Origin of the sequence: Rathayibacter sp. AY1A2 (assembly GCF_002930935.1) — a bacterium.
In the GTDB taxonomy this organism is placed as follows: Bacteria; Actinomycetota; Actinomycetes; order Actinomycetales; family Microbacteriaceae; genus Rathayibacter.
In genome coordinates, this window is record NZ_PSTP01000021.1 from 12,996 (window position 1) to 26,976 (window position 13,981).

Sequence of the window (13,981 nt, forward strand, 5' to 3'; positions counted from 1 at the left end):
CCGGCCCGGGAGGCCGGCCCGCACCGCTCACTGGCGCGACCTGGCGCTCGAAGCGTCGATGGTCCCGGCAAGGCGGCGGATGATTTGCAGGGCGTGAGCGTGCTGCTCGGCGGTGATTCCGACGCTCTTGGTCGGGGAGTAGTCGAGCAATCCGGGCGATCGGAGCCAGTTTGCGGCGACCTGCGCCTGTGGCTTCCGCAGGAGTCGGGCAGTCTGGCGGAGGTCGCGCAGGATCGGGTTGTTCCGCTGAGCGCTCATCAGGCGTCCGTCTCGGTCGTCGCAGGAAGGCCGAGGAGGTCGCGCACGCGCGCTTCCTGCTCCGGGGTGAGGGGCACGGTGTCTCCCGTGTCGGCGTTCCCGCCGAGGACCACGGCGCTCCCGTAGACGGGGCTGGGGTAGCCGAGGAGGTTGGCCAGGAACGTCGCGGGGCGGTTAATGGTGCTCCCGTTGATCATGCCCTCGTCATCGACCCATAGATCGATCCCGTGCTTGCAGCGGATCACGTCAAACCAGTGGCAGCCGATCGCCGCCTGCAACTCAGCGACGTGCGCTTCCTCTCCCGGGTCCGCAATGCTCACCGTCTCGAATTCATCGGCCGTGATGCGAATGGCATCCATCTCTGCTCTCCCTTACTGATCGTTTTTCTTTGCCTCTCCGGCGAGTGAAAACCAATTGAGTGGAGCTGGCGGAGTGCTGGCTCTCTCGGGCGAAATAAGGGAGCTTGCGACCGCGTCCGAGAGAGACGGCACGCAGCCGGCGGAGCGAAATAGGTTGAAACCGCGGAGAGGTGAAGAAAACAGAAAAAGAGCCGCGTAGCGGCTTCCTCTTGGCGGTGCTCCGTCACCGCTGCGCGGGCAAAGCTCGCGCCTGAAAGAGAAAGCCAGAGGAGCTGGACCGAACTTGCCAAGTTCTTACGTGGACTAGGCAAAGCCAGTGGCGGCTGAGTTCAAGCGCCTGTGTGGTGTCTCACGGGCCTACAGGTTCGAGCGGGAGACTCCATCCCTCGGGCTTGTCGACGGCCTGGCCGTCGCGGTCGGTGAACACGTAGAAGTAGAACGTCGAGAGCCGCTTGTCGTTGTTGCCCGACAGGGCGCCGGCCGAGTAGAGCCGGCTCGCCCACGACTCCCCCACGGCCGCCTGCGCCCATGCGGCGTACTCGTCAGTGTCGAGGATCTCTGAGTTCCCGACGAGGAGATTCGAGCCCTTCACGGACACGCTGACGAGCGAGAGTGCCGGGTCGACGCCGGAGTCGGGTTCGAGCTGCGCGGCTGGGCCGCGGTCCATAATGACCGACACCTCTGCACGCCGGTTGGTCAGTGAGCGACCGCGCAGGCGCGGGAGGCTCGACGCGCGCGCTCGCGCTGCGGCGATCGCCTGGGCGTCGGTCATGCCGGCGCCGGCTATCCGCTCCCCCGCGTCGGTGAAGAGGGTGCGCTGCATCGCGCGGATGTCGCGCTCGTGCTTGTTGACGATCTTGCAAACAAGTGCCGAAACCATCCTCGGATTTTACGGAGGAGGACGCGCGCCCCTCAGCCGAGCGTGGCACGCTGGCGACATGAGTACTCCCCGGACTCCTCGGACGCCGCTGGCGTGGACCGCGTCGATCGCGAACGGCGGGGTGTGGGGCGGGCTGTCGCTGATGTTCCTCGGAATCGCAGGCGAGCAGACCTACGCGGCGTTCAGCGGTGAGTGGTTCAACGTCCTGGGCTGGGTGCTGATCGTCGCCGTCGCCGTGGGCCTGGCGGTCGTCGGCGTGATCGAGAACCGGAACATTCGAGCGGGGAAGACCTACAAGCCGCGACCCCGCCGCTGACGGCCGTTCGGGCGCGCCTGGCCGTTCCGGGCGTGCGGCGAGCGGTCGAGGGGGCTCTCCTCCTCGGGGCCGGTCCGACGAGGGCCGGCCCTGCATGTTCGGTGGGTCACTCCCCCATCGGTCGGCCCTGGGGCAGCTCGCGCGCTCCAACGGACGGGAACGGCTGGCCTCCGTTGTACTGAGCTTCGAGCCTCGCCACCTTCTCCATCACCGCGTCATTGATGAACTGCGAGAGAGTGCGGGTGCCTTCTTGGACCTGGGTGTGTCGGATCGCGCCGCGTACTCGAGACGTGTCCACGGGGTCCTGGTAGAAGCTCACCTTGGGCGGGTACTTCGGCTTCGTCATCGGCTTCGCGGCCGGCGTCTCCTGCTGTTCGATCGCGGGGGCCGGCGGCGCCGACCGAGCCGGGCTGTCCTGCGGAGCCGGCGGCTCTGCTGCCGGCTCCGCAGCCGCGATCTGAGGCGGGGTGATGGGATTTGCTCCGGCCAGGCTGGACTTACGGGGTGCGGGGCGGTTCACGGGCGTTCTCCTTCGATGCTGGCCAGGTGGTCGGCGTAGATGGCGCCGAGTGCGGATGCTTCGGCGCTCCCCCACTCGTCCAGGCCGCGGGCGGCCTCGGTCGCGTCCGCGATGACGACGCGCTTGGGGATCGGCGGGAGTAGGACACTGAGGCCCCGGGCCTCCGCGGCGCTGCGCAGCTCTTCCAGCCACGTCGCGCCACTGACGGTGCGCTCTTCGTGCTGGTTGACGATGATTCCCGCGACGCGCAGCTCGGCGTTGTAGTAGCCGCGAACGTTCTCGATGGTGTCGAGGAGCTGCGCGAGCCCGTTGGTGCTCCACAGCTTCGAGTGGGTGACCACCACGACGCCCTGGGCGGCCGTCAGGCCGTTGATCGTGAGCTGATCCAGCGACGGGGCGCAGTCGATGAGGATCAGGTCGTAGTCGTCCGCTACGGCCGCGAGAGCGCGGCGCAGCCGCCCCTCTCGCCCCGCTCCGGCGATGACCAGCTCGTCGCGGACGTAACCGAGAGTGACGCCGGTGGTGGGCACGACATCGAGCCCCGGCCAGACCCCCGCCACGATGACGTCGCGCAGTGTCTCTGGCGCGCGCTCGCTGAGCGCGTCTGCCAAGCCTGCCTGGTCGTCTGCGACGCCCTCGGCGGCGGCCACGGCGGTGAGGTTGCCCTGGGGGTCGTTGTCGACCACCAACACTCGCTGTCCGCGCAGCACTGCGGCGCGGGCTAGATGGAACGTGGTGGTGCTCTTGCCCACACCGCCCTTCTGGTTGCAGAGGGCGAATATCTGAGCGGTCATGGTGGTACCTCCAATGAGGAACAGTACTGTTACCGGGAGCCTAGCGGCAATCCCGGTAACAGTACCATTCGGGTTAGTTTGCGATAAGGGCCGCGTCGCCAAGGATCGCGGCCTGCGCCTGCTGCGCGAGTGCCCACCGGTCGGCCAATGCGGCCTGGTCTTGGGGTGAGTAGTCGCCGTGCTCGGCCTGGTACTTGAAGTCCTCGTAACCGCGCTCAGCGAAAGCCAGCAGCGCCTCCACACCCGCGCGCAGATCGTCGGAGACGACGAGCGTCCGCGCGTCGTCGACGTCGATCGTCAACGGGTCGTAGAGGTTCGTCAGGCGCAGCACGTACCCGGCGGGCGTGAGGTCGACGTGCGCGCCGAACACGGTGCGCTCCTCGTTGTCCTCGAAGTCGACGCGCCCGAACGTCTCGCGCTCGCTTGTGGGCTCCCAGAGCTGCGGCTGAAGCCGCTCCCCCGTGTCGTAGGGGGTAAGTGCCGATGCGGTCATGGCGTGATCCTCTCTCCTGTTACTACTAATAGTACTATTCGAGTTATTGTGAGTCAAGCGCGAGCGGGGGTGAGGAACGCGACCAGCGCGGCGGCGTAGGCGGTGCCGTCGTCAGTGACGGGGAACCCGCCCGGGCCACCCTCCCCGGGGAGGGCGAGCGTGTTGCGGACGTGCGCGAGGATCGCCGCATCCGAGTCGGACTCGAACGACTCGGGCTCGTCCTGGCGGTGGGTGGCACAGATGAGCGCGAGCTGGTCGGCGCTCGCGCGCCCACCGTCGACGGTGGACGCGCTGCGGTCGGTCTGAGGCTGGTTCTTCATGATGCTCCAATGCTGGTAAAAGTACTATTTAGGTCGGCTGGGATGAGCGGTGCTATCCGAAGGCGCCAGCCCAGCACGCGGGGTGGGTACCCGAGATGAGCAGCTCGCGCTGGTCCGCCGGGACATCCGGCAGCACGTCCTGGATGGGCGTTCCGGTCCGGTAGAGCGCCGCCTGATTGGCGGTCAGCTCGACGCGGCTGGCCTCGCCGCAGAACATGCACTTGCGGGTGGTCACTGTTGTGGTGGTCATGTGGTCCTCCAAACCTTCTACCCCTAATAGTACTATTGCCGCCACCGGATGGCAACGGCAATAGTACTATTGGGCTCAAATTTCTTCGGTGTCGGCGTCCTCGTCGGCGGTCAGCGCGTCGGCCAGGGTGTGTGCAGCGCGCAGCACCCGGGCGGCGGTGCTCTTGATCGTCTCGGGCTCGCCGTTGCTCCAGTTGGCGACGTATCCGATGCTGTAGGCGCTGGTGTCGAGCCCGAGAATCCCAGCGACGACGTACGCGACGCTCTCGGCCTCGGTCTCCTTGATGCCGCGGTGCTCGATGTACTCTTCCTCGTCCTCCTCGGCGTGGAGGATGACGTGCGCGGCCTCGTGCAGCGCAGTCTTGGCGGCCTGGGCGGGGGAGAGGTTGGCGTCGATCACGACGCGGCACGTGCCGTCCGTGGTCGTGTAGCCGTTGGCCTCACCGGGGATGTTCTCGCGCTCGACGGTCCATCCCTCCTCGGAGAGGTAATCCTCGACGGCCGCCGTGATGCCGAGCAAGTCGTCACCCGTGAGCCGCTGTGCGAGCGCCTGGGGGTCGCCCGCCTCGGGGTCGATGAGGTCCGTCTGGCTGATGTCGAACACGGAGAGGATGGGGAAGAACCGAACGACCTTCTGCCCCTCCTCGTCGGTCGTCGTCTCCTCGCCCTCTGCGACGTCCTCGGCGGCTACCTTCTTCTGACGGAAGCCGAAGATTCGGATGCCGCGCTCGCCCTTCCGCACCTGGCGGCCGAGCGCCTGCCACTTGCGGAACCCGGCGACGCGGCTCGCGGTGGGCATCTGGCTGAGTATCAGAAGAACGTTGTTGAGCGAGTAGGAGTGGAACGCCTGCGCGAAGGTCAGGAAGCGCGTCCACTGCTCCGTGCCGCGCAGCTCCTCGACCTGCTCAGCGATCGACGCTTGCAGCGCCTCGGCCTGCTCGCGGCGCTCTTCGGCGGTCTTGGTGCTGGTGATCTTGCGGGCCATTTCGGTTACCTCCGTTGATGGTATTAGTACTGTTAGCTCTCGCTGTCCCCCACGTTTTTTTGCCGTGGAGGCGGTTTTCCGCCTTAGCAACCGGAGGGCGTAGTGCAACCCGGAGGGCGGCGGGGGAGAGAGTTTCGGCGCGAAATAAGGGAGCGCAGCGACCGCGTGCCGAAAGTCTCGGAGGAGCTGGTGGCGGAGCCACTTGAACGGAGCCCGTAGGTGGCTACGAGGGAGCGCAGCGACCGAGCCGCCGAAGGCTTCACGGCAAAGAAACGGCACCCGAAGGGTGCATTTAGTCGGCCGGCTCGCCGGCCGTCCCTCACGACGCGCAGCGTCGAGGCTCTATAGAGCAGCCGGCGCCGACCTGGCTTCGACGGCAGAGGCCCAAACCCAGAGCCGGCGGCTGGTGTCGCGGTCCTGCCACTCGACCATGACGGCTCGGGCGGTCCAGGCGATCGCGAAGCCCTCAACGCGAACGGGGGTGCCGGGGTAGCGGACCCAAGCCCAGACGGGCAGGGGAGTGGCGGCCCAGGTGGGCCGCTGCCGGGTCTTGTCCAACTCGTCGTCGGTCAGGCCGATGGGGTGGCCGCGGCCGGCCGTCTCTTCGATGCGTCGATCGATCTGTGCGCCGACGTGGCGCTCGTAGCGTCGGTTCGTTCCCACGCCGCCAGTAGAACATATGTTCGAACGCGTGCAATCGACGTCATGCGGCGGTCGAGGACCACCAGAGCGAGCCGGGGGCGAGCATGCCGGTGCGTCCCCAGTGCAGCGCCTCGCGGTGATCGCCGCGGCCGGCGGCGTCGCGGGGGTAGAGCGGCCAGACGCGCTCACCAGCGGTGCTGTCCTCGAAAAGGGGACGGCTCGACACGTGTCGGCGTCGCGGTCGTTGCCTGGGGGAGGAGGAGCGGTGGGCGAGCTCGGCTAGCCACCAGGCCCAGACTTCGCGCTCGACGTCGTAGCGGTGCGCTCGATCCTTCAAGGCTCCGTCGACGCCGATCGCGCGAGCGGCGGCGGTTCGGAGGTCACGCTTGGCCTGGGTCCAGCCGTTGGTGTGCTTGATGATCAGGCGGTGGGTGCGGAGGCGGGAGAGGGCTGTGGCGGCGGTGCGGGTAGTCACTCCCAGCAGCGTGGCGGCGGCGTCGACGGCGAGGGTTCCTTCTCGGCGCAGCAGCGCGTACGCCTTCCCTGCCAGGTGTCCGAGACCGCCGCGGGTGAAGAGGTCGTGCCGAGTGTCCGTGAGGTCGGCCTCGAGCGTGGTGAGGAGCATGGTTCGTTCGGTGAAGAGCGGCCCGGGGGGGCGGGGGTTATTAGTGGTTGTGACCGGACCTTGCAGGGAGCCTGTGGAAAAGTGTTCGGAGAGTCGCCATTCGCTGGCGTTGGATCCGTCTGCGCGGACGGCGAGCTGCACGTAGCCGTCCTCGCGCAGCGTCCGCAGGGCGCTGGCGGCCGTGGTGCGGCCCAGGCCGGCCAGGAGGGCGAGGTCACGGATAGATGCGGCGACGGTGCGCTTGCCGGTGTGCAGGGTGAGGTAGGCCAGGGCGGTGAGGATCGTCTTCTCCGACGTCGCCCGCTCGGTCCTGCCCCACCGGCCCGGGCTCACCCGGAACCGGTCGAGGAGGGCGCTGACGGCGCCGACGAGGCTGTCCAGCTCCGCCAGGTCGCTCGGCTCGCGCTCGGGCGGGAGAACGGCGTGCAGCGCCGCGTACTGGCGGGCCTTCTCCCACTGCCGCGCCAGGCGCTCGGCGGCCTCGTCGCGGGCGCGGGGCCGGCGGTGGCCGCGGCCGGTGTTCTTGGTGCGGTAGTGCTCCATCCCGGGAGCGGTGCGAGCGGCGTGCTCGACGTCGGTCAAGGACCAGCCGGCGTGCGCGGCGGAGAGCAGGCACATGAACGCGGTCCACGACGGATTCGCGCCGCCTCCAGGCGTGGCCATGTGGGCGGCGCCGGCAGCGCTGAGCGCTCGGTGCGTGTGGTGTGCGGTGGCGGTGGGTACTGGGGGAGTGGCGTCGACGCGCCGCGGCGGCCGGGACGCTTCGAGGGCGTCCGTGACGGCCTCGATCGCGGCCGCGGTGACGGTCTTGTCCAGCAGCTCCTCTGCGCGGCCGCGGAGGACGCTCGAGAAGCTGCCGTCGCGGTGCGGGGACAGCGGCGGGCGGGCGGCGCCGGTGCGCGGGTTGCGGAGCATCCCGTGGTCCAGGGTGCGGAAGTTTGCTCGAGCGGCGATCGCCAATCGGGCCACCAGCTCGGCCGGAGCGCCTTCCGCGAGAGCGACCCACAGGTGCCGGCCTCCGGTGCCGGAGGACTGGCACACGACGTGAGCGACCTGGTGCGCGTCGAGGACGGCAGAGAGGGCGTCGCAGTCGTCTGCGGCCTGCTCCATGAGGTCGGCGTCGACGCCGTGGGAGTCCTTGCCGTCGAAGTCGAAGCACAGCAGCCGGAACGCTCCGGCGTCGTCGGTCAGATAGATCGCCCACGGCGCGGCCGGCGCGACGGCGGAGACGGGGAACGCGGCCGGATAGGCGTTCTCGTCCAGGCGCCCGTAGGCGTCCGGACGCATCGTGCGCACCGCGGCACGGGGGCTCAGCCTGCGCGTCAGTGCCCAGGGCGCCGAGAAGGAGTCAACTTCGGCGTTTTGGGCGTGCGCAGACACAGCAATGTGGCTTACGATGAGGTCACTTCTCCTCCCTCGGGTGGGGATGACGAAGGCCCGGCCTGAGAAACCGGTACTTCTGGAACTGCTTCACACCTGTTAGCCCTGGTAAGCGAGGGTGTGAAGCGAGAGCTTCTAGGCCCGTCGCGTGAGCGGCGGGCCTAATGCGTTAAGTCGTGGTGATCGGCAACTCCTCGTTCGGCTCGGTCTCAGAGGTCCACCACACCGGCAGCCCCCGAGAATCGACCTCGATGCTCTCCACCAGCCGTTCGAAGAACACAGCCGACGACACGTTGGCGTGACGCGCGAGCTGATCGAAACGATCCTTCGCCGCGCGCTCAACCTTCCAGCCGGTCGCTACGGCGTCATTGAGCGAGCCGCGAGGTCGCCTGGGAGTAGCCATGCCTGGAAACATACCGCTGTCGCTAGCGATCGCGAGACGCGCTGCCCGGTGTGTCGCCGTCACAGGTCGAGCGAGCGTCGCGCGGCGACCACGAACGACGCGATCGAGTTGGGGTCGACGCGGAGGTCTTCGCCCAGATGGATCAGGAGCCCCAACCGGTCGAGCGCTTCGACTTTGAGGCGCACCGCGGACGGCCGCAGGCGAGTAGCGCGCGCCAGCAGCGCCGGCGATGCCGCCGTGTCCGCGAGGAAGCTCAGCACACGGGTCATGTCCGGCTCGACAAGCGTCTGGATAGCTCCAAGCGCATCAGTGCCGTTCCCGGGGCCAAAGGCCTTCGTGCTCATCATCGATGCGCCCCCAAATCTGTCAACGAATATCCGTGCGGGTACTGGGCCGACCCCGTTACGCCTTGCATGAATCGCGGGCTTGCGGGACGGGGGGCGCGCGCCGTGAGGCGATTCCGCACGCTCATTGCAGCAGCGGAAAGCGCCGAGACAACGGCGTTGGTTCGAGGAAGTCCCAGCGCCTGACTCACGCGCTCATCGCCAATCCATGTGCTGAGGATCAGCCGCGCAAAGGGGCGGACAGGCTTCGGCATAGTGGAGCGGATGACTCCGACTGTCCAGTCGGTCAGCTCTTGCCCCTCACGCGACCAGGCAATCCGATCCTCCTCATAGGAGCAATAGAAGGAGGTCGCGGCGTCGACGTCCCCTGGAACATTTCTGAGACCCATTACGCGGCCAAGGTTCGCGTAAAAGTCGATTGTTGAAACCTGCTCCGCCGACGTCAGCTCACGCCACCCATGCTTCTCTATCCACCGAATCGGTACTATTGCAAGACTGAAGAGAACGTAGAGGAAATCTTCGCTAGGCGCTTTCACATGGCGATGAGCCGAGACAAGTAGGTCGATCATCTCGAGCGCGCGATCTGACTGAAGTTCTCCGTCGATGAGCTCGTAGAGAATGAGCGCAGTGTCTACTGAGCGTTTTCTGGGATCCGACTTGATAGCGCCTGAACGGTGGAGCGTCCGGGCGATCGACGGGACAGCGAAGGACCGGTAGTAGCTGAGCATGAGACCGATCTGCGCGTCGCGAGGCAGATCGAACATCACGAGCTGACGGTAGGTGTCGGCCCATGCCTCGCGCGGCGCAGCCGCGAGCGCACGGAGCCGTGCGGCGTGCGATGCGTGCATGGAACCACCCCCCGTCTGGCCGCTAACGACCGGTGTTGTACGTGTTCAATGAACCATAATGTGTCCGTGTGGTCAAAACAGGTACGCGCCCTCGTGTCGAGGGTGATGCTCGCTGCAAAGCTTCCGCGACCCCTGACCGCGGAGAGCCTGCTCGCCTACATGGAGGACCTCTGCGGAAGAGACATCGTGTTTCGTGACACACCTCCTGCTCTCCTGCATGGGGGAGTGGTGAGCTACTGGCAGCGGACAAGTAGCAATAAGAACGTCATGTATATTCCCCACGACACGACGCGTCTACACCGCAAGCACAATCTGCAACATGAATACGGACACGTGCTGATGTGGTTCTTTCTCGATCAACAGGAGGTAACGATTGGGGTCGATCGGGAGGACCTAGCGGAGGCCATCGCAGACGCCCTCGCGAAGATACAGGCGGCCGACGCGCTGGACCAGTCAATGCAACGCAATATCGGTTTTGGCGGAACGCTATGGTGACCATTCTCGAGTGGGTCATCGTTGCAGCAAGCGCTCTTCCAGTCATCGCCCTAATAGCGACACGGAATGCCTTCAAATATCCTTTGTTGACGATCGGGTGCGTGGGCTTTGCGATACTCCTCGCTCTAAAGAATACGCTCCTTTACACAGGAGTCGATCATGCTTTAGGTGGTTACAACCGAGCCGTTCTACTAATGCATATGGCTGGACTGGTAGCAACCATCATCTTTGATGACATAATCATGCGTTCTGTCAGCTCTACGAACAATCGGATGCGTCGGCGGTTCACTGTCTACTCGCTTGGTCTAGCAGGCGCGTGTCTACAAGTGGAAATTTTCGCAGCCAGCAACTGGCCCGTTACTGATGTCGAACTCATCCACTATGACCACGAAACGTCGGCGCTCGCCTTCAAATCGGTGCTCTGGCTTTCTCTCATCATGACAGCAAGCATGGGACTCGTTGCCTGCCATAGGAATCTCCGTGTTCATTCCGGTTTCCATCGTCGGCTGCCTATCTACCTGATCGCCCTCGGTTGTCTCGGAGTGCTGCTGGTAACTCTGCTCGTTGCTAGAGGCTGGGTGGATTCGGACCACATCTCCAAAGGGACGGATCTGACCCTGTCACTGGCGGGCGGTGCCTTCCTCGCGGCCGGCTTCAGCTACGCGCCGATTACTGACCGGTGGCGGGCTCGTCAGCAGCACCAGCGCGAGCGATACCATTTGGTCAAACTGAGGCCAATCTGGACGGACCTTACGACACAAGTTCCGGCGGCGCGACGCCGAAACGGTGGTCCGGATGATGACTACAGCGAGCTGTACGGCTACCTCTCCGAGTGCGAGGACGCCCTACTGCTGCATGCGAATCTCTCTGGCGACCAGTACAGAGTGTTAGAAGAAGCCCGCGCCTACGTGCACGAACGACAGGGAGTACCTCATGACTGATTCCGAGTCAGGAGCGGGCACCCCCACGAGCCCGGGCGGGATCACCGTCTCGAAGGAGGAGCTGGCGCAGCGTCTGCGACTCGCAACCGACCGCTACGAAACCATGCACGGGCGTCAACCGTCCTGGGCCGTGGTGGAGGAACACGTCAAGGCCGCAGGGGTCGACCTCTCTCGCACCAAATGGCACTACATGCTGTCCGGCTCTCACGTCCTCGCAAAGGACATTGGCGTGTTTGAGGCGCTGGGCGATCTGTTTGACATTCCTTCCACCTTCTTCTATCGGGCCGAAGAAGATGTGCCGCCGCGTCTCCATGAGGCCATGCCGGCCATCCTCGACCTTCGGAGAAATCGAGTTCGAAGAGAAATGCGCTCTATCGGGGAGATTTCACCCGAAGCAGAGGCGGCAATGGAACGCATCCTTGCGGAGCTTGAAGCGGAATAAGCCAGCTACGGCGTGTGATTGCTCTTGATCCACGACGTGAAGCCGTTAAGGACTTCATCAAATCGCTCGGTGTCTATCGAGTACATGACCGACACCCCGCGACGTCCGCCGGGTGGAAGATGAGTACTCACGCGGACGATACCGGCACTTTCGAGCGTTGAGAGACAGCGCGAAAGTGATGCGTCGGTCATATCGACGGAACGTTTCAGATCTCCGAAGTACATGCCGGTTTCGCCCCACAATGCGCGGATGACTTCGCCGTTTTTCTTCGCCAGAACGGCTTGAGTCAACAGAACCTCCGGTGGCAAGGCAGGCACATCGGGGGCGCCGGGCTCGGAGGTCATCACAACATCATGGCGTATGGGGTCCCCGCCGAGACATCTTCGGGTATCGATGTGGAAGCAAGACTGCACTGAATGAGTTCAGGATGTCAACTCGTGCAATTATGACCCCATAGAGTGATATCTTCGAGGTGTGGGGGTGGCTGTCGCTCCTGCTCATCTCGCAGGGGGCACAACTTGGGTGGAGTTCACCAGCGGACCGTAGGTGAGCAGCGCGCACGCGCACTGCTGCTTGGGGTGTCCGTCTCGATCGCAGGACTCCTCTCTGCATGCTCAACACCCGCTGACCCTCCGGCGGCGGAGACCTCGCAAGCTCAGATGCCGACCGTCCTGGCCAGTCCTGACGCCACCGAGGGTTCGCCGGCGCCGGTCCCATCAGCGACCGAAGCGGCACCAGTCGACGCCGAGCCGGCGCCGGCTCTGAACGTCGAGGCTGACACTCTTGCGATCGCCACGGCCGCTGTCGCGGCATTCTGCCGCCCCTCCGTGGACTACGACATGTGGATCGCTGAGCTGTACCCGTTCCTCAGCCAGCAAGCGGCGGTCGCCTATGAAACGGTCGACCCGGCCAACGTGCCCTGCACGAGCCTCACGGGCGCTGCGACCGTCCGTGACGGCGACGGCGCGTTCACGATGCGCATCCTCGTGCCCACGGATGCAGGGGAGTACTCGGTTTACGTCCACCGCACCGACGAGGCAGGCCCCTGGGCCGTCGACCAGATCACTCCTCTGGCATCGGAGTAATCCAGTGGCGAAGGGGGGACTGGGGGTACTGGCGTTCGTCATGGTGCCGGTGGTGGCCATCGCGATTCTGTTGTACGTGTTGCTCTTCGGCGGCGCGGCTGTAGCCGCATGCCTGCCAGCCGGGGGACCGGTGAACGTGTCCGCGATCCCCGCGGACGCGAAGGTCGGCGCCTACGGGCACGACCAGCTCGTGAACGCAGCACTGATCGTCAACGCGGGCGCCGCGAAGGGCCTCGGCGCCGATGGGCAGACGCTCGGCGTGCAGACGGCGATCGGGGAATCCTCGCTGGTGAACATCAACTACGGGGACGGTGCGATCAACCCGGACGGGTCGGTTGCTGACTCGATCGGCTTGTTCCAGCAGCAGTCGAGCTGGGGCACCGTCGAGCAGCGCATGGACCCGACGACCTCGGCGGGCTTCTTCTACGACCGCCTCGTCGCGGTCGAGGGCTGGCAGTCGATGGAGCCCTCCATTGCGATCAACAAGGTGCAGCGCAACGCCGACCCGAACCACTACACGAAGTACCGCGCCGACGCCGTGGCGATCATGACGTACCTCAACGGCCTCGGCAGCAGCGCGACCGCACCCACGGCCACCACTGCGCCGGTGAGCGTCCCGTCGACGCCGACGAGCACCGCGACGTCGACGGCCGCGCCGGTCGGCGGATGCGTCCCCGTGTCCGGCGACGCGCAGGCACTCGCGGCCGGCCTCGTGACGGCGATGGAGGAGGGCCGGCTGCGGCTGCTCGAGGACCGCTACGCGCAGCAGATCCGCGACATGGCCGCCGGGACCGCCAAGGAGAACTGCGGCATCGACGTCCGCATTCTCCAGATCATCACGATCGCGCTCAACACGTTCGAGCACGTCGGCGTCTCGGACCTCAACCGCCAGTGCACCGGCTCCCTGCTCGGAGCGGGCACGGGCTCGTCGCACTGGATGAACGGCGGCGGCAACGCCGTCGACTTCTTCTCCTTCAACAACACCGCCACCACCGGCTGCGACGCGAACGCACTGCAACTGCTGACGGTCCTGGACCCGCAGGTACCCCAGGGCTCTCGTGCCGGCCAGATCCAGTGCCGCTCGACCACGTACCAGCACATCACCCAGTTCGGTGACACCCCGAACCACCTGCACTTCGACGTCGCCTACGCCGACGGCCCCCTCACCACCGGATAACCGGACCCCGTCGACGTCGCACCCGCGGCGCCGATCACCCCCGCACCACCCAACACAGAAAACGGAGCACACCATGTCTGCACTGCTCGCAGCAACGACCGACATCCTCACCACCGCGGGCGCGCTCGGCGCGGTCGTCCCGGACCCGGGTCCCGGCGGCATGCCCCCCGGGTTCGAGGCCTTCACCACCGTCATGGGCTGGGCCAAGTGGGTCGGCCTCGGCGTCGCCGTCGTCGGCCTGATCATCCTCGGCGTCACCATGACCGTCTCCGCCCGCCGCGGCGAGGGCGGAGAGATCGGCGGCTGGCTCGGCCGGCTCCTCGTGGGTGTGATCGTCATCTCCGCCGCGTTCACGATCGTCGGGTTCCTGATGGGCGCGTAGCGTCCCCGGGAAACCGACACCACCAACAGAAAGGCAAGGGACA

The 13,981-nt window shown here is 66.0% G+C and carries 22 protein-coding genes; 7 read left to right on the forward strand and 15 right to left on the reverse strand.

The window, feature by feature from the left end; all coding sequences use genetic code 11:
- Positions 1–27: 27 nt before the first annotated feature.
- The 3 genes from C5B93_RS14340 to C5B93_RS14350 form a co-directional block, all read right to left on the reverse strand.
- Positions 28–258 carry a hypothetical protein gene (locus C5B93_RS14340; protein WP_104263432.1) on the reverse strand — a complete coding sequence of 77 codons (231 nt, stop codon included), beginning with the start codon at positions 256–258 and terminating at the stop codon, positions 28–30.
- Positions 258–617, reverse strand: a complete 360-nt coding sequence (locus tag C5B93_RS14345; RefSeq protein ID WP_104263433.1) for a DUF3846 domain-containing protein — start codon at positions 615–617, stop codon at positions 258–260. The genes C5B93_RS14340 and C5B93_RS14345 overlap by 1 nt, the downstream gene beginning before the upstream one ends.
- Before the next feature lie 349 nt (positions 618–966).
- The gene (locus C5B93_RS14350) at positions 967–1,497 is read right to left on the reverse strand and encodes a hypothetical protein (protein ID WP_104292760.1); all 531 of its coding nucleotides are present in this window, start codon (positions 1,495–1,497) and stop codon (positions 967–969) included.
- Positions 1,498–1,555: 58 nt separating this feature from the next.
- Between C5B93_RS14350 and C5B93_RS14355 the strand changes: the two genes are divergently transcribed.
- Entirely contained in the window at positions 1,556–1,813 is a 258-nt protein-coding gene (locus C5B93_RS14355; protein ID WP_104263435.1) for a hypothetical protein, read from the forward strand.
- Positions 1,814–1,919: 106 nt separating this feature from the next.
- On the opposite strand, the gene C5B93_RS14360 is transcribed toward C5B93_RS14355, so the two are convergent.
- From C5B93_RS14360 to C5B93_RS16995, 11 genes are all read right to left on the reverse strand, one after another.
- Positions 1,920–2,333: a hypothetical protein gene (locus tag C5B93_RS14360; protein ID WP_104263436.1), complete on the reverse strand. Its 414-nt coding sequence runs from the start codon at positions 2,331–2,333 to the stop codon at positions 1,920–1,922.
- Entirely contained in the window at positions 2,330–3,127 is a 798-nt protein-coding gene (locus C5B93_RS14365; protein ID WP_104263437.1) for a ParA family protein, read from the reverse strand. The genes C5B93_RS14360 and C5B93_RS14365 overlap by 4 nt, the downstream gene beginning before the upstream one ends.
- Positions 3,128–3,200: 73 nt before the next feature.
- Positions 3,201–3,620: a hypothetical protein gene (locus C5B93_RS14370; protein ID WP_104263438.1), complete on the reverse strand. Its 420-nt coding sequence runs from the start codon at positions 3,618–3,620 to the stop codon at positions 3,201–3,203.
- Positions 3,621–3,673: 53 nt separating this feature from the next.
- On the reverse strand, positions 3,674–3,940 hold the full coding sequence (locus C5B93_RS14375; RefSeq protein ID WP_104263439.1) for a hypothetical protein: 267 nt from the start codon (positions 3,938–3,940) through the stop codon (positions 3,674–3,676).
- Between the two features lie 52 nt (positions 3,941–3,992).
- Complete coding sequence (locus C5B93_RS14380) at positions 3,993–4,190, reverse strand: hypothetical protein (protein ID WP_104263440.1); 198 nt, start codon at positions 4,188–4,190, stop codon at positions 3,993–3,995.
- Positions 4,191–4,265: 75 nt separating this feature from the next.
- Positions 4,266–5,174 (reverse strand): ArdC-like ssDNA-binding domain-containing protein, encoded by a 909-nt coding sequence (locus tag C5B93_RS14385; RefSeq protein ID WP_104263441.1) that lies wholly within the window; start codon positions 5,172–5,174, stop codon positions 4,266–4,268.
- 342 nt (positions 5,175–5,516) lie between these two features.
- Positions 5,517–5,837 (reverse strand): hypothetical protein, encoded by a 321-nt coding sequence (locus C5B93_RS14390; protein ID WP_104263442.1) that lies wholly within the window; start codon positions 5,835–5,837, stop codon positions 5,517–5,519.
- A 40-nt stretch (positions 5,838–5,877) separates the two neighbouring features.
- Complete coding sequence (locus tag C5B93_RS14395) at positions 5,878–7,728, reverse strand: hypothetical protein (protein ID WP_374953064.1); 1,851 nt, start codon at positions 7,726–7,728, stop codon at positions 5,878–5,880.
- 262 nt (positions 7,729–7,990) lie between these two features.
- A complete protein-coding gene (locus tag C5B93_RS16990) occupies positions 7,991–8,224 on the reverse strand; it encodes a hypothetical protein (RefSeq protein WP_146076972.1) in 234 nt (77 codons plus the stop codon).
- 59 nt (positions 8,225–8,283) lie between these two features.
- Positions 8,284–8,571, reverse strand: a complete 288-nt coding sequence (locus C5B93_RS14400; protein ID WP_104263444.1) for a hypothetical protein — start codon at positions 8,569–8,571, stop codon at positions 8,284–8,286.
- Positions 8,568–9,335, reverse strand: coding sequence for an oxygenase MpaB family protein (locus tag C5B93_RS16995; protein ID WP_146076971.1), 768 nt, complete (start codon positions 9,333–9,335; stop codon positions 8,568–8,570). Before C5B93_RS16995 ends, C5B93_RS14400 begins: the two co-directional genes overlap by 4 nt.
- A gap of 147 nt (positions 9,336–9,482) precedes the next feature.
- On the opposite strand from C5B93_RS16995, the gene C5B93_RS17000 reads away from it, so the two are divergent.
- Genes C5B93_RS17000 through C5B93_RS14405 form a run of 3 tightly spaced genes read left to right on the forward strand, consistent with a single transcriptional unit; the run spans position 9,483 to position 11,294 of the window.
- On the forward strand, positions 9,483–9,911 hold the full coding sequence (locus C5B93_RS17000) for a hypothetical protein (RefSeq protein ID WP_146076970.1): 429 nt from the start codon (positions 9,483–9,485) through the stop codon (positions 9,909–9,911).
- Positions 9,905–10,852: a hypothetical protein gene (locus C5B93_RS17005; RefSeq protein WP_146076969.1), complete on the forward strand. Its 948-nt coding sequence runs from the start codon at positions 9,905–9,907 to the stop codon at positions 10,850–10,852. The genes C5B93_RS17000 and C5B93_RS17005 overlap by 7 nt, the downstream gene beginning before the upstream one ends.
- Positions 10,845–11,294: a hypothetical protein gene (locus C5B93_RS14405; protein WP_104263445.1), complete on the forward strand. Its 450-nt coding sequence runs from the start codon at positions 10,845–10,847 to the stop codon at positions 11,292–11,294. Before C5B93_RS17005 ends, C5B93_RS14405 begins: the two co-directional genes overlap by 8 nt.
- 5 nt (positions 11,295–11,299) lie before the next feature.
- Here C5B93_RS14405 and C5B93_RS17010 read toward each other — a convergent pair whose 3' ends face one another.
- Positions 11,300–11,638, reverse strand: a complete 339-nt coding sequence (locus C5B93_RS17010; RefSeq protein WP_146076968.1) for a helix-turn-helix transcriptional regulator — start codon at positions 11,636–11,638, stop codon at positions 11,300–11,302.
- 315 nt (positions 11,639–11,953) lie between these two features.
- On the opposite strand from C5B93_RS17010, the gene C5B93_RS14410 reads away from it, so the two are divergent.
- The 3 genes from C5B93_RS14410 (at position 11,954) to C5B93_RS14420 (ending at position 13,938) form a co-directional block, all read left to right on the forward strand.
- The gene (locus tag C5B93_RS14410) at positions 11,954–12,379 is read left to right on the forward strand and encodes a hypothetical protein (RefSeq protein ID WP_104263446.1); all 426 of its coding nucleotides are present in this window, start codon (positions 11,954–11,956) and stop codon (positions 12,377–12,379) included.
- Between the two features lie 136 nt (positions 12,380–12,515).
- Complete coding sequence (locus C5B93_RS17345) at positions 12,516–13,556, forward strand: hypothetical protein (RefSeq protein ID WP_181065710.1); 1,041 nt, start codon at positions 12,516–12,518, stop codon at positions 13,554–13,556.
- Positions 13,557–13,629: 73 nt separating this feature from the next.
- The gene (locus C5B93_RS14420) at positions 13,630–13,938 is read left to right on the forward strand and encodes a hypothetical protein (RefSeq protein ID WP_104224227.1); all 309 of its coding nucleotides are present in this window, start codon (positions 13,630–13,632) and stop codon (positions 13,936–13,938) included.
- Positions 13,939–13,981 lie beyond the last annotated feature (43 nt).